The sequence below is a fragment of the Mesorhizobium sp. B2-3-2 genome (genome assembly GCF_006442295.1).
Classification (GTDB): domain Bacteria; phylum Pseudomonadota; class Alphaproteobacteria; order Rhizobiales; family Rhizobiaceae; genus Mesorhizobium.
Window position 1 is genome coordinate 272,900 of the sequence record NZ_VFWA01000003.1, and the last position, 19,057, is coordinate 291,956.

Annotated in this window: 15 protein-coding genes; 8 read left to right on the plus strand and 7 right to left on the minus strand. The window is 64.8% G+C overall.

Translation table 11 applies throughout. From position 1 onward, the window contains the following. Positions 1 to 35: 35 nt before the first annotated feature. Positions 36 to 2,315, minus strand: coding sequence for an NADP-dependent malic enzyme (locus tag FJ964_RS10030; RefSeq protein WP_140550242.1), 2,280 nt, complete (start codon positions 2,313 to 2,315; stop codon positions 36 to 38). Positions 2,316 to 2,532: 217 nt separating this feature from the next. Between FJ964_RS10030 and mutS the strand changes: the two genes are divergently transcribed. Continuing rightward, positions 2,533 to 5,295 carry a DNA mismatch repair protein MutS gene (gene mutS / locus FJ964_RS10035; protein WP_140550243.1) on the plus strand — a complete coding sequence of 921 codons (2,763 nt, stop codon included), beginning with the start codon at positions 2,533 to 2,535 and terminating at the stop codon, positions 5,293 to 5,295. Positions 5,296 to 5,367: 72 nt separating this feature from the next. On the opposite strand, the gene FJ964_RS10040 is transcribed toward mutS, so the two are convergent. The 3 genes from FJ964_RS10040 to FJ964_RS10050 form a co-directional block, all read right to left on the minus strand. Next, positions 5,368 to 6,213 (minus strand): aldo/keto reductase, encoded by an 846-nt coding sequence (locus FJ964_RS10040; RefSeq protein WP_140550244.1) that lies wholly within the window; start codon positions 6,211 to 6,213, stop codon positions 5,368 to 5,370. A 79-nt stretch (positions 6,214 to 6,292) separates the two neighbouring features. Continuing rightward, a complete protein-coding gene (locus FJ964_RS10045; protein WP_140550245.1) occupies positions 6,293 to 6,685 on the minus strand; it encodes a DUF305 domain-containing protein in 393 nt (130 codons plus the stop codon). 43 nt (positions 6,686 to 6,728) lie between these two features. Then, positions 6,729 to 9,233, minus strand: a complete 2,505-nt coding sequence (locus tag FJ964_RS10050) for a heavy metal translocating P-type ATPase (protein WP_140550246.1) — start codon at positions 9,231 to 9,233, stop codon at positions 6,729 to 6,731. A gap of 186 nt (positions 9,234 to 9,419) precedes the next feature. Here FJ964_RS10050 and FJ964_RS10055 point away from each other — a divergent pair, with 186 nt between their 5' ends. Beyond that, positions 9,420 to 12,221, plus strand: a complete 2,802-nt coding sequence (locus FJ964_RS10055) for a [protein-PII] uridylyltransferase (protein ID WP_140550247.1) — start codon at positions 9,420 to 9,422, stop codon at positions 12,219 to 12,221. Between the two features lie 46 nt (positions 12,222 to 12,267). After that, positions 12,268 to 13,866: a murein biosynthesis integral membrane protein MurJ gene (gene murJ / locus FJ964_RS10060; RefSeq protein WP_140550248.1), complete on the plus strand. Its 1,599-nt coding sequence runs from the start codon at positions 12,268 to 12,270 to the stop codon at positions 13,864 to 13,866. On the opposite strand, the gene FJ964_RS10065 is transcribed toward murJ, so the two are convergent. Beyond that, on the minus strand, positions 13,841 to 14,245 hold the full coding sequence (locus FJ964_RS10065) for a type II toxin-antitoxin system VapC family toxin (protein ID WP_140550249.1): 405 nt from the start codon (positions 14,243 to 14,245) through the stop codon (positions 13,841 to 13,843). The genes murJ and FJ964_RS10065 overlap by 26 nt on opposite strands. Next, entirely contained in the window at positions 14,245 to 14,490 is a 246-nt protein-coding gene (locus FJ964_RS10070; protein WP_140550250.1) for a type II toxin-antitoxin system VapB family antitoxin, read from the minus strand. Before FJ964_RS10070 ends, FJ964_RS10065 begins: the two co-directional genes overlap by 1 nt. A 232-nt stretch (positions 14,491 to 14,722) precedes the next feature. Between FJ964_RS10070 and trpS the strand changes: the two genes are divergently transcribed. The 3 genes from trpS to FJ964_RS10085 all read left to right on the plus strand — a co-directional run bounded on the left by trpS (position 14,723) and on the right by FJ964_RS10085 (position 17,101). Then, entirely contained in the window at positions 14,723 to 15,790 is a 1,068-nt protein-coding gene (gene trpS, locus FJ964_RS10075; RefSeq protein WP_140550251.1) for a tryptophan--tRNA ligase, read from the plus strand. Between the two features lie 103 nt (positions 15,791 to 15,893). Continuing rightward, positions 15,894 to 16,385: a universal stress protein gene (locus FJ964_RS10080; RefSeq protein WP_140497131.1), complete on the plus strand. Its 492-nt coding sequence runs from the start codon at positions 15,894 to 15,896 to the stop codon at positions 16,383 to 16,385. Between the two features lie 146 nt (positions 16,386 to 16,531). Next, the gene (locus FJ964_RS10085) at positions 16,532 to 17,101 is read left to right on the plus strand and encodes a NifU family protein (protein ID WP_140497133.1); all 570 of its coding nucleotides are present in this window, start codon (positions 16,532 to 16,534) and stop codon (positions 17,099 to 17,101) included. 199 nt (positions 17,102 to 17,300) lie between these two features. On the opposite strand, the gene FJ964_RS10090 is transcribed toward FJ964_RS10085, so the two are convergent. Further along, positions 17,301 to 17,918: a L,D-transpeptidase gene (locus tag FJ964_RS10090; protein ID WP_140550252.1), complete on the minus strand. Its 618-nt coding sequence runs from the start codon at positions 17,916 to 17,918 to the stop codon at positions 17,301 to 17,303. Positions 17,919 to 18,143: 225 nt separating this feature from the next. On the opposite strand from FJ964_RS10090, the gene cueR reads away from it, so the two are divergent. Both cueR and FJ964_RS10100 read left to right on the plus strand, forming a co-directional pair. Then, positions 18,144 to 18,563: a Cu(I)-responsive transcriptional regulator gene (cueR, locus tag FJ964_RS10095; RefSeq protein ID WP_140550253.1), complete on the plus strand. Its 420-nt coding sequence runs from the start codon at positions 18,144 to 18,146 to the stop codon at positions 18,561 to 18,563. A gap of 55 nt (positions 18,564 to 18,618) precedes the next feature. Next, on the plus strand, positions 18,619 to 19,038 hold the full coding sequence (locus FJ964_RS10100) for an OsmC family protein (protein WP_140550254.1): 420 nt from the start codon (positions 18,619 to 18,621) through the stop codon (positions 19,036 to 19,038). The last annotated feature ends 19 nt before the right edge of the window (positions 19,039 to 19,057 follow it).

Genomic DNA, 19,057 nt, shown 5'->3' on the forward strand with positions numbered 1-19,057 from the left:
GCCGCTGCTTTCGCGTCCGACGCGCGACCCCTTCCTCAGGTCCCCGCCGTGTAGGCCGCGATCGCCGCCATGTTGACGATATCGCTGTCCTTGGCGTTCAACGAGACGATCTGCACCGGCTTGTTCAGCCCGACCAGCAGCGGGCCGATAACCGTCGAGCCGCCGAGTTCCTGGAGCATCTTGGTGGAGATCGAGGCAGAGTGGAAGGCCGGCATGATCAGCACATTGGCCGGGCCCGTCAGCCTCATGAACGGGTATTGCGCCATGGCACGGGCGTTGAGCGCGACGTCGGCGGCCATCTCGCCGTCATACTCGAAATCGACGCGGCGCTTGTCGAGGATGCGCACGGCTTCCTGGATGCGCTCGGAGCGCTCGCCGTGGGGATGGCCGAAGGTGGAATAGGCGAGCATGGCGAGCCTCGGCTCATAGCCCATGCGGCGGGCAAAGCCTGCCGCCTCCTCGGCGATGTCGGCGATCTGCTCGGCGTTCGGCATGTCGTGCACGGCTGTGTCGGCGACGATCACGGTGCGGCCGCGCGCCAAAACGATCGACACGCCGATGACGCGGTGGCCGGGCTTGGCGTCGATGACGCGCCTGACATCGTCGAGCGCGGTGGAATAGTTGCGGGTGACGCCGGTGACGATGCCGTCGGCATCGCCCAGTGCCACCATGCAGGCGGCAAAATGGTTGCGGTCGTTGTTGATCAGGCGCTGGCAGTCGCGGAACAGGAAGCCTTTGCGCTGCATGCGCTCGTAGAGATAATCGGTATAGACCGAATTACGGCGTGACAGGCGCGCATTGATGATCTCCAGGCCCTGCTTGTCGAGATCGATGCCGGCGTGCCTGGCGTTCTCCTTGATGACGTCGTCACGGCCGAGCAGGATGGCGGTGCCGAGCCGCTGGTTCACATAGGAGACGGCGGCGCGCATCACCTGCTCCTCCTCGCCCTCGGCGAAGACGATGCGCTTGGGCTGGCGGCGCACGCGGTCGTAAATGCGCTGCAAGGTCGAGGCGATCGGGTCACGGCGGGCCGACAGCTCCTGCGCGTAGCGGTCGAGATCGAGGATCGGCTTGCGGGCGACGCCAGAATCCATCGCCGCCCTGGCGACGGCCAGCGGAATGGCCGAGATCAGGCGCGGATCGAACGGCACCGGGATGATGTAGTTGGGGCCGAATTTCGGCCGGTTGCCCTGGTAGGCCGCGGCGACGTCGTCGGGCACGTCCTTGCGTGCCAGGTCGGCAAGCGCACGCGCGGCGGCGATCTTCATGTCGTCATTGATGGTGGTGGCCCGCACATCCAGCGCGCCGCGGAAGATATAGGGGAAGCCGAGCACGTTGTTGACCTGATTGGGATAATCCGAACGCCCGGTCGCCATGATGGCGTCGGTGCGGATCTCCGCCACTTCCTCGGGCGTGATCTCGGGATCGGGGTTGGCCATGGCGAAGATGATCGGGTTCTTGGCCATAGAACGCAACATGGCGGTGGTCAGCGCGCCCTTGGCGGAAAGGCCGAGGAAGACGTCGGCGCCATCCAGCGCCTCGGCCAGCGACCGCGCGTCGGTCTTGACCGCATGCGCCGACTTCCACTGGTTCATGCCTTCCGTGCGGCCCTGGAAGACCACACCCTTGGTGTCGCACAGGATGATGTTCTCGGGCGCAAAGCCCATCGCCTTCATCAGCTCGATGCAGGCGATGCCGGCCGCACCGGCGCCGTTGCAGACCATCCTGGTGGTCTTCATGTCGCGGCCGGTGATCTCCAGCGCGTTGATCAGGCCGGCGGCCGAGATGATGGCGGTGCCGTGCTGGTCGTCGTGGAAGACCGGGATGTCCATCAGCTCGCGCAGCCGCTGCTCGATGATGAAGCATTCCGGCGCCTTGATGTCCTCCAGGTTGATGCCGCCGAAGGACGGCCCAAGGAAGCGCACGCAGTTGATGAACTCGTCGGCGTCCTCGGTGTCGACCTCGAGGTCGATGGAATCGACGTCGGCGAAGCGCTTGAAGAGCACCGCCTTGCCCTCCATGACCGGCTTGGAGGCCAGCGCGCCGAGATTGCCCAAGCCCAGGATGGCGGTGCCGTTGGAGATGACGGCGACCATGTTGCCGCGCGAGGTGTAGTCGAAGGCGCGGCTGGGATCCTCGGCGATGGCCAGCACCGGCACGGCGACGCCGGGCGAATAGGCGAGGCTCAAATCGCGCTGCGTGGCCATCGGCTTGGTGGCGACGATCTCGAGCTTGCCGGGCCGCCCCATGGCGTGGAATTCGAGCGCTTCCTGCGCGCTGACGGACGGACCGTTGTTTTCGGTTTTCCTTGCCATGATGCTTTTGATTTCCTCGCCATGCGGCACCTCCTTGAGGCGGGTGCCTTGTGTGATTCCGAATTAAGACCACGCGCCGCCGCGTGTAAACCGCCAAGCGTTGCCGAACTGGCGTCGGAAGGACGCATGGCGTTCAATGGTGGTTGATCTCCGTTCTTCCCCTGCTTTTCCAATGGCCGGCATTAAACCCCGTCGCCACATCTGCTAGCGTGAGCGCATGAACATGCACATTCAAAACGAACCGGACGCTCCCGAGGCGATCACGCCGGCAGCCGCTGGCGGCGTGACCCCGATGATGGAGCAGTTCATCGAGATCAAGGCGGCGAACCCGGATTCGCTGCTGTTCTACCGGATGGGCGATTTCTACGAGCTGTTCTTCGAGGATGCGGAGAAGGCGAGCCGGGCGCTCGGCATCGTGCTGACCAAGCGCGGCAAGCATCAGGGCCACGACATCCCGATGTGCGGCGTGCCGGTGCATGCGGCGGATGACTATCTGCAGAAACTGATCGCGCAGGGTTTCCGCGTCGCCGTCTGCGAGCAGATCGAGGATCCGGCCGAAGCCAAGAAGCGCGGCTCCAAATCGGTGGTGCGCCGCGATGTGGTGCGGCTGGTGACGCCCGGCACCATCACCGAGGACAAATTGCTGGCGCCGTCGGAATCGAGCTTCCTGATGGCGCTGGGACGGGTGAGGGGCGGCAGCGATCCAAGAGGCGGGGAGCGCGGCGGCGCGACCGGGAACCAAGGAAGCTTTGCCCTGGCCTGGATCGACATCTCGACCGGGGCTTTCCGGGTCACCGACACCACCGCCGACCGGCTGCTCGCCGACATCTTCCGCGTCGATCCGCGCGAACTGATCGTCGCCGAGCCGGTGTTCCACGATCCCGAATTGCGACCGGTATTCGACGTGCTCGGCCGCGTCGCCAACCCGCAGCCGCCGAGCCTGTTCGATTCGGCCTCGGCCGCCGGGCGCATCGCCCGCTTCTTCGAGGTGGCGACGCCGGACAGCTTTGGTGCGTTTTCGCGTGCCGAGCTGTCGGCGATCTCGGGCGCCATCGCCTATGTCGAAAAGACGCAGAAGGCCGAGCGGCCGCCGCTGTCGCGTCCCGAGCGCGAGGAGGCAGGCTCGACTTTGTTCATCGACCCGGCGACGCGCGGCAACCTGGAACTGCTGCGCACGCTGTCGGGTAGCCGTGAAGGCTCATTGTTCAAGGCGATCGACCGCACGGTGACCGGCGGCGGCGCCAGGCTGCTCGCCGACCGGCTGATGGCGCCGCTGACCGACCCGGCGGCAATCGCCGCGCGGCTGGATTCGGTGTCGTTCTTCCGTTCCGAGACGCGGCTTTGCCAGGCGGTGCGGGCGAGCCTGAAGAGCGTCGCCGACATGCCGCGCGCGCTGTCGCGGCTGGCGCTCAATCGCGGCGGCCCGCGCGACCTCGGCGCGCTGCGCGCCGGCTTCGAGGCGGCCGGCGCGATCGCGGAGATCTTGGCCGCGACCGCCCTCCCCCACGAATTGGCGGCGGCGCTCGCAGCGATCCGGGCGCTGCCGCAAGCGCTTGCCGGGCATCTGACGCAAGCGCTTGGCGAGGAACTGCCGCTCTTGAAGCGCGACGGCGGCTTCGTCCGTGGCGGCTACCACCCGGAGCTCGACGAGATGCGGGCGCTGCGCGACGAGTCGCGAAAAGTGATCGCCGGGCTGGAGCGTTCGCTGATCGAGGAGACCGGCATCCGGTCGCTGAAGATCCGGCACAACAATGTGCTCGGCTACTACATCGAGGTGACCGCCAACCACCACGCCGTGATGACCGGCAGCGACGGCGCCAAGGCGCGCTTCATCCATCGCCAGACCATGGCCAACGCCATGCGCTTCACCACCACGGAGCTGGCGGAGCTGGAAACGAAGATCGCCAATGCCGCCGACCGGGCGCTGAGCATCGAGCTTGCCGCCTTCGATGCGCTGATGGCGGAAGCGGTCGGCGAAGCGGAGAAGATCCGCGCCGGCGCCGATGCTCTCGCCGTGCTGGACGTGTCGGCGGCGCTCGCGCTTCTATCCGAGAGCGAGGCCTGGTGCCGGCCGCTGGTCGATGCCAGCCTTGCCTTCGAGATTTCGGGTGGGCGCCATCCCGTGGTCGAACAGGCGCTGCGGCGCTCGGGCGAAGGACCGTTCGTGGCCAATGACTGCGACCTGTCGCCGGAGGGCAGCGCCAGGAACGGCGCGATCTGGCTGCTGACCGGTCCCAATATGGGCGGTAAATCGACATTCCTGCGGCAGAACGCGCTGATCGCCATCCTGGCCCAGACCGGCTCTTTCGTCCCGGCGACATCGGCCCATATCGGCGTCGTCGACCGCCTCTTTTCCCGCGTCGGGGCCTCGGACGATCTTGCGCGCGGCCGATCGACCTTCATGGTCGAGATGGTCGAGACGGCGGCGATCCTCAACCAGGCCGGCGAACGCGCGCTGGTGATCCTCGACGAGATCGGCCGCGGCACCGCAACCTTCGACGGCCTGTCGATCGCCTGGGCGGCTGTGGAATATCTGCACGAGAAGAACCGCTGCCGGGCGATCTTCGCCACGCATTTCCACGAGATGACCTCGCTTGCCGGCAAGCTGGCGCGGCTCCACAACGTCACCATGCGGGTCAAGGAGTGGGAGAACGACGTCGTCTTCCTGCACGAGGTCGGCAAGGGCGCGGCCGACCGCTCCTACGGCGTGCAGGTGGCGCGGCTCGCCGGACTCCCCGAGGCGGTGGTTGACCGTGCCAAGGAAGTGCTGCACCAGCTCGAGGAAGGCGAGGTTTCGGGCAAGACCAACCGCCTGGTGGACGACCTGCCGCTGTTTTCCGTGGCGGTGAAACGGGAAGCGCCGAAGGCGGTCAAGAGCGATGCGCTCAATGAGGCACTCAGCGCGATCAGCCCCGACGAGATGACGCCCAGGGAAGCGCTGGAGGCGCTTTACCGGTTGAAAGGGTTGCTGGGGACGTAGCTTTGCAGTCTGGGCGGCGCCTGAATCGCCAATCTCCCCCTCGCGGGGGAGATTGGCGGCTTCATCGCCGACTCAAATCATCTCCAGCCCGCGTTTACGGCCCGGCGGCGGGAAGGCGCGGTCGAGGTCGGCGAGGTCCTCGCCTGTCAGCTTGATGTCGAGCGCCGCGACATTCTGGCGGACATGCTCCTGGCTGCTGGCCTTGGGAATGGCGATGACGCCTTCCTGGTGCATCACCCAGGCCAGTGCGATTTGTGCCGCGGTCGCACCGTGGCGGGCAGCGACCGCATCTAAACTGGCATTGCGCGCCAAGGCGCCCTGCTCGACCGGCGAATAGGCCATCAAGGGGATGCCGCGTTGCCGGCTCCAGGGCGCCAGATCGAACTCAATGCCGCGCCGGACCAGATTGTAGAGCACCTGGTTGGTCTGGACGTTACCGCCGTCGGGCAGGCCGACCAGCTCTTCCATCTCCCCGGTGTCGAAATTGCTGACGCCCCAATGACGAATCTTGCCGGCCTTCTTCAGCGCCTCGAAGGCTTCGATGGTTTCGGCCAGGGGCACGCTGCCCGGCCAATGCAGGAGGTAGAGGTCGATGCGGTCGGTGGCGAGGCGCTTCAAGCTGTTCTCGCAGGCGCGCCGCACGCCGGCGCGCGAGGCGTTGGAGGGCAGCACCTTCGAGACCAGGAAGACCTCGGCGCGCTGCCCGGCGATGGCTTCGGCCACCACCTCCTCGGCACCGCCGCTGGCGTACATTTCGGCTGTGTCGATCAGCTTGACACCAAGATCGAGGCCAAGCTTGAGGGCATTCACCTCCTCGGCGCGGCGGCGCGAATCCTCGCCCATCTTCCAGGTGCCCTGGCCGAGAACGGGAACGGCTTCGCCGGAGGGCAGCGTGGTTGTTCTGACGCTCGATGGCATGGCAGGCTCCAGTTGAGACCAGATCGCATCACAGGCCGGGCGAGAAATCCAGAAAGGTTCTCGCCCGAGCGGCGAAAGCTTACTTCACCGGATGGGCGGCGAGCCAGCCCTGCATCTGTTTGATCTCGGCTTCCTGCGCCGCGATGACGGCCTCAGCCAGCTTGCGGATCTCTGGGTCCTTGCCATTGGCGAGTTCGACCTTGGCCATGTCGATGGCGCCCTGGTGGTGCGGGATCATGCCGCGGACGAAATCGACGTCGGCATTGCCGGTGTATTTGGAGGCCATCATGTCGGCGTGCATCTTGTCCATCGCCGCTTTGTAGCCTGCGGTCGATGGGCCTTCCGCCCCCGTCGCCATGCCGGCCATGTCGTGCTTCATCTCTTCGCTCTGTGCGGGAACGCTTTCGAGGAAGACGGCGACCAGCATTCCAGCCGCCATCAGCAGCAGCACGATTTTCTTGGCCAAGGTCATTGATGGTCTCCTGTTGATTGGGTTTCGTATTTGGGTGATTGGCTCAAAGTTTCAATGTCCTCAGCCGCAACGCGTTGGCGATCACTGAAACCGAGGACAGGCTCATCGCCGCCGCCGCCAGCATCGGCGACAAAAGCGTGCCGGTCAGCGGATAGAGCACGCCGGCCGCGACCGGCACGCCAAGCAAATTGTAGAGGAAGGCGAAGAACAGGTTCTGCCTGATATTGCGGATCGTCGCCTGGGCCAGTGTGCGGGCACGCACGATGCCGTTGAGGTCGCCCTTGACCAAAGTGATGCCGGCGCTTTCGACGGCAACATCGGCGCCGGTGCCCATGGCGATGCCGACATCGGCGCTGGCCAAGGCCGGTGCGTCGTTGACGCCGTCGCCGGCCATGGCGACGCCGGCGCCATTGCCGCGCAGTTCCTCCACCAGCGCGCCCTTCTGTTCCGGCAACAGGCCGGCGCGGACCTCGTCGATGCCGAGACTCCTGGCGATCGCGTTTGCCGTGCGCTCATTGTCGCCGGTCGCCATGATGATCCTCAAGCCGCTGCCGTGCAGGGCCTTGATCGCCTCGGCGGTGGTCGCCTTCACCGGATCGGCGACGGCGACGATGCCGGCCAGCTTCCTGTCCACGACGACGAACATCGCCGTCTTGCCATCGCCTTGCAGCGCCTCGGCCGGAGCCGAAACGGTGGACACGTCGACGCCGAGATCACGCATCATCGCGGCGTTGCCGAGCGCTACATTCCTGCCCGAAACGGCACCGGAAACACCCTTGCCGGTGACCGCCTCGAAGCCCCTGGCTTCGGCGATGCTTACACCACGGGTCGCGGCGCCTTCGACAATAGCCTCGGCCAGGGGATGCTCCGAGCCCTTTTCCAGGCTCGCGGCGAGGCCCAGCAATTCCTCCTCCGAAAATCCATCGGCCGCCACGACATCCGTCAGTTTCGGCCGGCCTTCGGTCAGTGTCCCCGTCTTGTCGACGATCAGCGTATCGACTGAAGCGAAGCGTTCGAGCGCGGCGGCCTCCTTGATCAGCACGCCTGCGTGGGCGCCGCGTCCGGTCGCGGTCATGATCGACATCGGCGTGGCGAGGCCGAGCGCACAGGGGCAGGCAATGATCAGCACCGAGACCGCCGAGACGATGGCGAAGATCAGGCTGGGCGCCGGGCCGAAGGCCGCCCAGGCGACGAACGCGGCGATGGCGACCAGCACGACAGCCGGGACAAAGTAGAAGGAAACGCGGTCGGCCAAGCCTTGTATCGGGGCGCGCGAACGCTGCGCCTTAGCGACCAGCTCGACGATGCGCGAGAGCGTGGTCTCGGCGCCGATGCGCTCGGCGCGCATGATCAGCGAGCCATTCTTGTTGAGCGTGCCGCCGGTGAGGGCATCACCTTCGGCCTTCTCGACCGGCAGGGCTTCGCCCGTGATCATCGATTCGTCGATGGAAGAGCGGCCTTCGAGCACGGTGCCGTCGACCGGCACGGCATCGCCTGGCCGGATGCGCAGGCGCTCGCCGGCCTTGACGCTGTCCAGCGGCACATCGCTCTCGGTGCCGTCTTCGGCGATGCGTCGCGCGCTCTTGGGCGCGAGGTCGAGCAAGGCGCGGATCGCCGAGCCGGTCTTTTCGCGGGCGCGCAGTTCCAGCACCTGGCCGAGGAAGACCAGCGCGACGATGACGGCGGCGGCTTCGAAATAGACCGGCACCGCGCCGCCATGACCGCGGAACTGATGCGGAAAAATGTCCGGGAACAGCGTCGCGACGACGCTGTAGAGATAGGCCGCACCGACGCCGAGCGAAATCAACGTCCACATGTTCGGGCTGCGGTTGCGGATCGAATCCCAGCCGCGGTGAAAGAACGGAAACGCGGCCCAAAGCACCACCGGGCTTGCGAGCGCCAGTTCGATCCAGACTTTTGTCCGGTCATCTATCAGGCTCTCGAAGGACAGACCGATCATCGGCGCCATGGCGACGATGAGAAGGGGCACCGAGAGCACCGCACTGACCCAGAACCGCCTGGTGAAATCGACCAGTTCGGGATTTGGCCCCTCATCGCCTGATGGAACGCCCATCGGCTCGAGAGCCATGCCGCAGATCGGGCAGGAGCCGGGCTTGTCACGGATGATCTCGGGATGCATCGGGCAAGTGTATTGCGTGCCCTTCGGCATCGCCCGGGGCGCCGGCCTGTCGCCGAGATAGGTTTGGGGTGCCGCTTCGAATTTCGACTTGCAGCCGGCAGAGCAGAAATAGAAGCCTTGGCCGTCATGGCGGATAAAATGCTTTGCCGTGGCGCGGTCCACGCTCATGCCGCAGACGGGGTCGATGGCGGTCAGGTATGTTTCCGGCTCGGCCTGAAACTTTGTCCGACAGCCTTCGCTGCAGAAATGATAGAGGCGGCCAGCATGCTCCGATGTCGGCTTGCCGGCGGCTGGATCGACGATCATGCCGCAGACAGGATCGCGCGTGACGGCGCCGGCATCCAAGGCCGCACCTTTTGCCGCACAGCAACCACCATGCGCGTGATGATCGTGATCTGAATGCGTCATTTCGAATGCCTCTATCAAACTGCTTCGAGCCGGAGGTAGTCCTTCCAGTAACTGGAAGGTCAAGGACTGGTTTGAATTTTATTGTCGCGGGTGTCCCGCGCCATGGAAACGCGTCAACCGCCCCCATACCCAGCGCCGCGGAAACGCGCTATAGACGCCGCCCAAAAGGCAAGGCCAACCGGTACCATGGCGAAAATCTCCCTGAAGCTCGACGAACTGATCGACGGTGACACCTTGCGCCGCGAGATGACCGCGCTGACGGCGACCACGGCCGGGGACGGCTCAGGATCGACCGCCCGCGCCGGGGTTCTCCAGCTTCTCAAGGGCCGGCTCGCCGCGGGCCGAAAGGTCGCCGAGGCCATGCTGAAGCAGGATGGCGGCGGCAATGCCTGCGCCGAGCGGCTGTCGCATCTGATGGATGAGCTGATCCGGGCGCTCTACGATTTCGCCGCGACCCATGTCTACCGGGTAAAGAACCGCTCGGTCGCCGAACGCATGGCCGTCGTCGCGGTCGGTGGTTATGGCCGCGGCACGCTGGCGCCGGGATCCGACATCGACCTTCTGTTCCTGCTGCCCTACAAGCAGACGCCGTGGGGCGAACAGACAGTCGAATACATGCTCTACATGCTGTGGGACCTGGGGCTGAAGGTCGGCCACGCGACCCGCAACATCGAGGAATGCCTGCGGCTGTCGCGCACCGACATCACCATCCGCACCTCGATCCTGGAAGCGCGCTTCCTGTGGGGTGAGCAGAAGCTGTACGACGAACTGATGCTGCGCTTCGACCATGAGGTGGTGCGCACCACCGGACCGGAATATGTGCAGGCCAAGCTCGCCGAACGCGATGAGCGCCATGCCAAGGCCGGCGAAAGCCGCTATCTGGTCGAGCCCAACGTCAAGGACGGCAAGGGCGGCCTGCGCGACCTGCAGACGCTGTTCTGGATCGGCAAGTATTTCTACCGCGTGCGCACCGGCGAGGAGTTGGTCGAGAAGGGCGTCTTCACGCAGGCCGAATACCGCGAATTCCAGAAGGCCGAGGATTTCCTGTGGGCCGTGCGCTGCCACATGCATTTCCTCACCGGCAAGGCCGAGGAGCGGCTGCATTTCGATATCCAGCGCGAGATCGCGGAGCGGCTGGGCTACACCACCCATCCCGGCCTGTCGGCGGTCGAGCGCTTCATGAAGCACTATTTCCTCGTCGCCAAGGATGTCGGCGACCTGACCCGTATCTTCTGCGCGGCGCTCGAAGAGGAGCAGGCCAAGCATGTGCCGGGCTTCAACCGCATCTTCCTCACCTTCCAGCGCCGCAAGCGCAAGCTTGCCGGCACGTCGGATTTCATCGTCGACAACCACCGCATCAACATCGCCGACGACCAGGTGTTCGAGCGCGATCCGGTCAATCTCTTGCGGCTGTTCTGGTTCGCCGACAAGCACGGGCTGGAATTCCACCCCGACGCGCTGAAGCTGCTCACCCGCTCGCTCGGCCTGGTCAACAAGTCGCTGCGGCGCGACGAGGAGGCCAACCGGCTGTTCCTCGACATCCTGACCTCGGACCGCAATGCCGAGCTCAACTTGCGCCGCATGAACGAGGCTGGGCTGCTCGGCCGGCTGATCCCCGATTTCGGCAAGATCGTCGCCATGATGCAGTTCTCGATGTACCATCACTACACGGTCGACGAGCATCTGATCCGCTGCATCGGCGTGCTGGCCGAGATCGAGCGCGGCGACGGCGAGAAGGTGCATCCGCTGTCGCATTCGCTGATGCCGGGACTGAGAAAGAGCCGCGAGGCGCTCTACGTCGCCGTGCTGCTGCACGACATCGCGAAGGGCAGGCCGGAGGACCATTCGGAAGCCGGCGCCCGGATCGCCCGGCGCATCTGCCCGCATATGGGACTTTCGACCGCGGACACGGAAACGGTGGCCTGGCTGGTCGAGAACCATCTGGTCATGTCGATGACGGCGCAGACGCGCGATCTCAACGATCGCAAGACGATCGAGGACTTCGCCTCGATCGTGCAGTCCGTCGAGCGGCTGAAGCTGCTTCTCATCCTCACCGTCTGCGACATCAGGGGCGTCGGACCGGGAGTCTGGAACGGCTGGAAGGGCCAGTTGCTGCGCACGCTGTACTACGAGACCGAACTGCTGCTCACCGGCGGCTTCTCGGAAGTGTCGCGCGCCCAGCGCACTTCCGCGGCGCGCGAGCGCCTGGCCGAAGCGCTCGCCGGCTGGCCCGACAAGATCCGCAAACGCTATGTCGGCCTGCACTATGAGAACTACCTGCTGACCGTAGACCTGCCGGACCAGCTTCGCCACGCCGAATTCATCCGCGAGGCGGATGCGTCCGGCAACAAGCTCGCCACCATGGTCAAGACGCACCAGTTCGAGGCGGTGACCGAGATCACCGTGCTGGCGCAGGACCATCCGCGCCTGCTCTCGGTGATCGCCGGCGCCTGTGCGGCGGCCGGCGGCAACATTGTCGACGCGCAGATATTCACCACCTCGGACGGCCGCGCGCTGGACACGATCCTGATCTCGAGGGAGTTCGACCGCGACGAGGACGAGCGCCGGCGTGCCGAGCGCGTCGGGCGGCTGATCGAGGACGTGCTGTCGGGCAAGAGCTGGCTGCCGGAGATGATCGAGAAGCGCACCAAGCCCAAGCGCGGCGCCAAGGTCTTCCGGATCGCGCCGCGCGCCGAAATTCGCAACACGCTGTCGAACCGATTTTCGGTGATCGAGGTCGAAGGGCTGGACCGGCCGGGTCTGTTGTCGGAGATCACCGGAACACTGTCCGACCTGTCTCTCGACATCGCGTCGGCCCACATCACCACCTTCGGCGAAAAGGTGATCGACACGTTCTACGTCACCGATCTCACCGGCCAGAAGATCGACAGCCCGTCACGCACCACCACCATCCGCAACAGGCTGACGGCGACGCTCGAGGGCACGGCCTCCGAACGCGGCAGCAGGACCAAGGCGGCCGCCGAGTGAGGGCCACCATCACTTTGTCCCAATCGCGCAGGCAGTCTCCAAACGCATGAGCCTCGTCAAGAAATTCGCAACGGTCGCTTCCGGCACGCTGATGAGCCGCGCGCTCGGTTTCGGCCGCGAGATGCTGATGGCGGCGGCACTGGGCACCGGACCGGTGGCCGACGCCTTCAACGCCGCCTTCCAGTTTCCCAACACCTTTCGCCGGCTGTTCGCCGAAGGCGCCTTCAACGCCGCCTTCGTGCCGCTGTTCGCCAAGGAAATCGAGACGCACGGCACCGACGGCGCCAAGCGCTTCTCGGAGGAAGTGTTCGGGGTGCTGTTCACGGCGCTGCTGGCGCTGACCATCGCCATGGAACTGGCGATGCCGCTGATCGTGCGCTACCTGGTGGCGCCGGGTTTCGCCGACACGCCGGGCAAGTTCGAGACGACCGTCACGCTGGCGACGATCATGTTCCCCTATCTCATCTGCATGTCGCTGGCCGCCATGATGGCGGGCATGCTGAATTCGCTGCGCCGCTATTTCGCTGCGGCTATCGCGCCAGCCTTCCTCAACATCATCCTGATCAGCGTGCTTGGCTATGCCTGGTATCATGGGCTGGATGCGCACGCCGTCGGCTTCAGCCTGTCCTGGGGCGTTCTGGCGGCGGGCCTCGTGCAGCTCGCCATCGTCTGGGTGGCGGTTCGCAATGCCGGCATCTCGATCGGTTTCCGCCGGCCGAAGATGACGCCGAACGTGAAGCGGCTCCTGATCCTGGCGCTGCCGGCGGCGATCACCGGCGGCATCACCCAGATCAACCAGTTGATCGGCACCGCGATCGCGTCGGCGCAGGACAGCGCGGTGTCCTCGCTCGCCTATGCCGACCGCGTCTACCAGCTGCCGCTCGGCGTGGTCGGCGTCGCGGTTGCGATCGTGCTGTTGCCGGAATTGTCGCGTGCGCTGAAGTCGGGCAATCTGATCGAGGCGGCCAACCTGCAGAACCGCTCGGTCGAATTCACCCTGTTCATGACCTTGCCGGCGGCGGTGGCGCTCTGGGTCATGTCGGAGCCGATCGTGCGGCTGGTCTATGAGCGCGGCGCGTTCGCCGCCAACCATTCGACGCCTGTCGTGGCGGCGATCTTGGCGATCTTCGGGCTCGGGCTGCCGGCGTTCGTGCTGATCAAAGCGTTCACCCCGGGCTATTTCGCCCGCGAGGACACGCGCACGCCGATGATCTTCGCCGCCATCTCGGTGGCGGTGAACGTCGCCACCGCGCTGACGCTGTTTCCCAGGATGGGCGCGCCGGGCATCGCGGTAGCCTCGGCGGTGGCCGGCTGGGTCAACGCGCTGATGCTGCTCGGGGTGCTGATCCGGCGCGGCCATTGGGGCCGCGACGTGCCGCTTCTGAAGCGCATTCCGCGCCTGGTGCTCGCGGCGGCGGTGATGGGCGTCGCCCTCTATTTCGCCGAACACTGGCTGGCCGCCAGGCTCGGCTCCGGCTCGCCGCTGGTCGTCAAGGCGACGACGCTGCTGGCGCTGGTGGCCGGCGGGGCGCTGCTCTACTTCGTCACGGCCTTTGCCAGCGGCGGCGCCGATTTCGGCATGATACGCCGCAATGTGAAGCGCAAGGGATCGCCAGTGCCTAAGGAACAGTCTCCAGATCCGTAAGCCGGAATTCGTCGGCCGTCGAGAGCATCGGAACGGCGTAGTAGCGCGCGCAGGCATAGTGAAAACAGTCCGCCAAGTTCAGTCTGATGGCGTTGTTCCGAAACCGCGACGCAGCCCCAACGGACAGAGATGTTGCCTCAGAGGCGGGCGGGAGGTCGCGCAAGGCGATGGCCCGTTCGTCAAGAAACCGACTAACTATCTGTACACTCAATTCGACCGGTATACCCAGCTTTTCCGATCGCGAAAGCGCCATTGCGGCTTCCCAGACCGCGATTGCCGACGTGAAAGGAGCCGACGCTTTCACGACTGCCTGCGCGCAGCGCTGAGCTTCGGCCTCATCGCTCAGCATCGCGACGATAGCCGCTGCGTCGACAAACATCAGTCTTCGCCGGACATTTCGTCGTAGACTGAGCGAGGCAGCGGATTGCGGGCTTGATCGCTCAGTTCGATTCCGAACTCGGCACGAAGCCGTGCTGCCGTCTCCAACGGCGTCTCCCGGTTGCGGCGGCGCTCCAGGGCTTCACGCATGGCGATGACGATCGCCTCGGTAATGCCAACGCCTTCGACTCTGGCGAAGGCGCGCGTCAGGCTGTCTGCCTCCTTGTTATTGATGTTGATCGTCATCACACCCTACTCAATATAGAACAACTTATGTAGCAACCTACATCAACATGTCAACACCACAAGAGGCCTCACGCCCTGGGGAGGGCTCTTGATCCTCTCCAAACTCTCGTCCATAAGCGCGCCGTCGCAAGACTTTCGCCGCGCGTGGTTTCCAGCCGCGTGATTGGCTCCGAAAAGTCTGCAACTTTTCGGAATCATGCTTATACGGCCCTCCACAAGCCACGAGGAAACCATGTCCGCCTTCAAGCCACTCGTCTTCTCCGGCGTCCAGCCGACCGGCAATCTGCATCTCGGCAACTATCTCGGCGCCATCAAGAAATTCGTCGCCCTGCAGGACACGTCCGATTGCATCTACTGCGTCGTCGACCTGCATTCGCTGACGGCCCAGCTGGTCTATGACGATCTCAGGGACCAGACGCGCTCCATCACCGCGGCATTCCTGGCCTCCGGCATCGACCCGAAGAAGCACATCGTCTTCAACCAGTCGCGGGTGATGCAGCACGCCGAGCTCGCCTGGATCTTCAACTGCGTGGCGCGCATCGGCTGGATGAACAAGATGACGCAGTTCAAGGACAAGGCCGGCAAGGACCGCGAGAACGCCTCGCTGGGACTGCTTGCCTATCCCTCGCTGATGGCAGCCGACATCCTGCTCTACCGCGCCACCCATGTGCCGGTCGGCGAGGACCAGAAGCAGCATCTGGAACTGACGCGCGACATCGCCCAGAAATTCAACAACGACTTCTCGGACCGCATCGCCGGTCTTGGCGTCGGCGTCGAAATGAGGATAGGCGAGGAGACGGTGAACGGCTATTTCCCGATCACCGAGCCGGTCATCGGCGGGCCGGCGGCGCGCATCATGAGCCTGCGCGACGGCTCCAAGAAAATGTCGAAGTCGGACCCGTCGGATCTGTCGCGCATCAATCTGACCGACGATGCCGACGCCATCTCCAAGAAGATCCGCAAGGCCAAGACCGATCCGGAAGCCTTGCCGAGCGAAGTGGACGGCCTCTCCACCCGGCCGGAAGCGGAAAACCTGGTCGGCATCTATGCGGGCCTCGCCGACATATCGAAAGAGGCGGTGCTGAAGGAGTTCGGCGGTCAACAGTTTTCGGTGTTCAAACCGGCATTGGCCGACCTGGCGGTCGAAAAACTGGCGCCGGTCGCCGCCGAAATGCGCCGCATTTCCGATGACCGCGCCTATGTCGACGCGGTGCTGCGGGACGGCGGCGAGCGCGCCGGCGTTCTGGCCGAAGCGACGATGAAGACGGTGCGCGACATCATCGGGCTGCTGCAGGACTGATCCGCATCGTTATGCCCCGCACCGTACCGGCCAAAGACCGGCGGCTTGCCGCCGGTCAGCCGCGGTGGCAGATTGCGGCCGAAATGACATCGAGTAAATAGACATGGTCTCCAAACGCCTCAGCCGCGAAGCCGGACATCGCCGCAAGTTCCTGGCGATCATCGACGACACGCCCGAATGCGAGCGCGCGGTCGCCTACGCCTCGAAGCGGGCGCTGAGCACCAGCGGCGTGCTGGTTCTGCTCTATGTCATCGAACCGGACGATTTCCAGCACTGGCTGGGCGTCGAGAAGATCATGCGCGAGGAGGCGACCGCCACCGCACGCACCGCGCTCGACAGCTATGCCAACAAGGTGCGCCAGAAGCTCGGCATCGAACCGGAGATGGTGGTGCGCGAGGGCAAGCCCACCGAAGAGATCCACAAGCTGATCGAGGAAGACCAGGATATCGCCATCCTGGTGCTGGCTGCCGGCGCCGGCAAGGAAGGGCCGGGGCCGCTGGTCGGCGCGGTGGCCGGCAAGGGCGCGGCCTTCCCTATCCCGGTCACCGTGGTGCCGCAAAACCTTTCGGACGAGGAAATCGACAGCCTCGCTTGAAGCCCGCCAGGGATTTCGATCCCCAGCCAGCAAAAACATTCCGCCAGCCAGCCGTTCGGGCGACGCGTTTCGCTTGAATGTCCAGCCGATAGAGCTTATTTAGAATTATTCCAAACTATCTGCCCGAGACGGGCACGGAGACGGCCATGTTCATCCAGACCGAATCGACGCCAAACCCGGCGACGCTGAAATTCCTGCCCGGCAAGGAAGTGCTTTTGGAAGGCACCGCCGATTTCCGCGATGCCGACAGTGCGGCGACGGCCTCGCCGCTGGCCGGCCGGCTGTTCGAAATACCGGGCGTCACGGGCGTCTTCTTCGGCTACGACTTCATCACCGTGACCAAGGACGGGCCCGACTGGCAGCATCTGAAGCCGGCGATCCTGGGCGCCATCATGGAGCATTTCATGTCCGGCGCGCCTGTCATGGCCAATGCCGGCCCGGCCGCGGAGACCAGCCAGACCGGCGAGTTCTATGACAAGGCCGACGAGGAACTCGTCATCACCATCAAGGAGCTGCTCGACACGCGGGTGCGCCCGGCAGTGGCCCAGGATGGCGGCGACATCACCTTCCGCGGCTTCGAGAACGGCACCGTGTTCCTGCACATGAAGGGCGCCTGCGCCGGCTGCCCGTCATCGACGGCGACGCTGAAGCACGGCATCCAGAACCTGCTCCGCCACTTCGTTCCCGAGGTCCAGCAGGTCGAACAGGTCGCCTGATTCTAAGGCGCAGCCCTCCGCTATGGCTTCGGGCGTTCCTCGTTTCAAAAGCCAAATCGTCGGCTTTTGGTTGCCTACGGCAACCTCTCCTCACCAACAAAAAACCGGGCCGAATTGCCCGGTTTTCTGCTGGGGACGTCCGTTGTTGCCTAGACGGTCCGCGTACGAACGGTTTTGACCATGAACCTCGCGGTCACGGTCAGAGAACGATGACCTTGGCGCCGACCTCGGCGCGATCGTAAAGGTCGATGATGTCCTGATTCATCAGCCGGATGCAGCCCGACGACATCGCCTTGCCGATCGAATTCCATTCCGGGCTGCCATGCAGGCGATAGCCCATGTCGCCGCCCTTGTTGAACAGGTAAAGAGCGCGCGCGCCGAGCGGGTTCTTCAGGCCCGGCTCCATGCCGCCGGCGAACTTGGCGAGTTCCGGCTGGCGCTTGATCATCTGCGACGGCGGCGTCCAGGTCGGCCATTCGCGCTTGATGGCGACCCGGGCGGTGCCATGCCACTCGAAGCCCTCGCGGCCGACGCCGATGCCGTAGCGAATTGCCCGGCCGTCACCCTCGACGAAGTAGAGGAACTTGTTCTGCGTATCGACGATGATGGTGCCCGGCTTTTCCTTGGTGTCGTAGTTCACCTCCTGGCGGTGATACTTCGCGGGCACCTTTTCGATCGGGATACGGGGCAGCTGGTAGCCGGAATCGGTCACCGCGCCGTAGTCGTTGGAGAATATCTGCCCGCCAATGGTGCTGCAACCGGCGAGTGCCGTGGACAGCGCCAGTGCGGCAATGACTGCAAGCGACTTCATGCGCATGAGGTGATCCGTGCCCCGCCAAACGTCCGCGGCACGAGTCGGCCGCTTTCTTGCCATCATTCATGCTGGCATTTGCTTTGCTTGCCAAGTACGCGATGCTTATATGCAAGACCTCACCTGCCGGTAAGCCAGCAACTGCGGCATTTCGGCAACAGCCTTCACTGGATTGTGAAGGAAATTCAATGGCCCTGACTTTCGGGCCTGCTGGAAATCGAGGAACAGCCCATGAATGTCGGCGACGCCGCCCAGCGCTCCGGCCTGCCAGCCAAGACCATCCGCTATTACGAGGAAATCGGCCTGATCGCGCCTGCGCGTGCCGGCAACGGCTATCGCGACTATTCAGGCGACGACATCCATCGGCTGACCTTCCTGCGCCGCGCCCGCAACCTTGGCTTTTCCATCGACGATTGCCGCCAGTTGATGGCGCTCTACCAGGACCGTAGCCGCGCCAGCCACGACGTGCGCGAGATCGCCACCGCCCATGTCAGGGCGATCGAGGAGAAGGTGCGCGAGCTGCAATCGATGCGATCGACCCTGCAGAAGCTCGTCCAGGCCTGCCATGGCGACGAGCGGCCGGACTGCCCGATCATCGACGACATTGCGGGAACCGCGCCGCTCGGCGACAAAGCCATCACGGCCGCGTAGGATCCGTACCGGCCAGGCCAGATTGCCTGTCGGCTACTTGAGGGGGAGGATGCCGATGGTCTCGATGACTGTCGAACTACACAATGTCGAAGGTACCGAAGCCGCCATGGGCTGGGCCGGCGGCCACACGATCGTCGTCGACCGGCCCGAGGGTAAGGCCGGCGGCATGGGCCTGGGCTTCAATGGCGGCCAGTTGCTGGCGCTGGCGATTGGCGGCTGCTTCTGCAACGACCTTCGCTATGTCGCCGACGAGATCGGCGTAAAGCTCGGCAGGATCGCCGTTTCGGTGAGGCTCGACCTCGACGGCAAACCCTTGCTGGCGACCGCGGCAAGGATGACGGTTTCCTGCGAGACCTTGGACGGGTCCGATCCCCAAAGGATCATTAACCGTGCCAGCGTGGTTTCGACGGTCAGCAACTCGTTGCGCCAGGGCGTGCCGGTTACGATCGAAACGACCGGGCCTGGTCGCTCATAGGCGATTATATATTTGACAG

Coding starts and splice junctions, on each gene's coding strand:
- FJ964_RS10100 (WP_140550254.1), top strand. CDS start 18,619: ATGGTCTCGATGACTGTCGAACTACACAATGTCGAAGGTACCGAAGCC.
- FJ964_RS10050 (WP_140550246.1), bottom strand. CDS start 9,233: ATGACGCATTCAGATCACGATCATCACGCGCATGGTGGTTGCTGTGCG.
- trpS (WP_140550251.1), top strand. CDS start 14,723: ATGTCCGCCTTCAAGCCACTCGTCTTCTCCGGCGTCCAGCCGACCGGC.
- FJ964_RS10055 (WP_140550247.1), top strand. CDS start 9,420: ATGGCGAAAATCTCCCTGAAGCTCGACGAACTGATCGACGGTGACACC.
- FJ964_RS10085 (WP_140497133.1), top strand. CDS start 16,532: ATGTTCATCCAGACCGAATCGACGCCAAACCCGGCGACGCTGAAATTC.
- cueR (WP_140550253.1), top strand. CDS start 18,144: ATGAATGTCGGCGACGCCGCCCAGCGCTCCGGCCTGCCAGCCAAGACC.
- FJ964_RS10070 (WP_140550250.1), bottom strand. CDS start 14,490: ATGACGATCAACATCAATAACAAGGAGGCAGACAGCCTGACGCGCGCC.
- FJ964_RS10030 (WP_140550242.1), bottom strand. CDS start 2,315: ATGGCAAGGAAAACCGAAAACAACGGTCCGTCCGTCAGCGCGCAGGAA.
- FJ964_RS10065 (WP_140550249.1), bottom strand. CDS start 14,245: ATGTTTGTCGACGCAGCGGCTATCGTCGCGATGCTGAGCGATGAGGCC.
- FJ964_RS10090 (WP_140550252.1), bottom strand. CDS start 17,918: ATGCGCATGAAGTCGCTTGCAGTCATTGCCGCACTGGCGCTGTCCACG.
- FJ964_RS10040 (WP_140550244.1), bottom strand. CDS start 6,213: ATGCCATCGAGCGTCAGAACAACCACGCTGCCCTCCGGCGAAGCCGTT.
- mutS (WP_140550243.1), top strand. CDS start 2,533: ATGAACATGCACATTCAAAACGAACCGGACGCTCCCGAGGCGATCACG.
- FJ964_RS10045 (WP_140550245.1), bottom strand. CDS start 6,685: ATGACCTTGGCCAAGAAAATCGTGCTGCTGCTGATGGCGGCTGGAATG.
- FJ964_RS10080 (WP_140497131.1), top strand. CDS start 15,894: ATGGTCTCCAAACGCCTCAGCCGCGAAGCCGGACATCGCCGCAAGTTC.
- murJ (WP_140550248.1), top strand. CDS start 12,268: ATGAGCCTCGTCAAGAAATTCGCAACGGTCGCTTCCGGCACGCTGATG.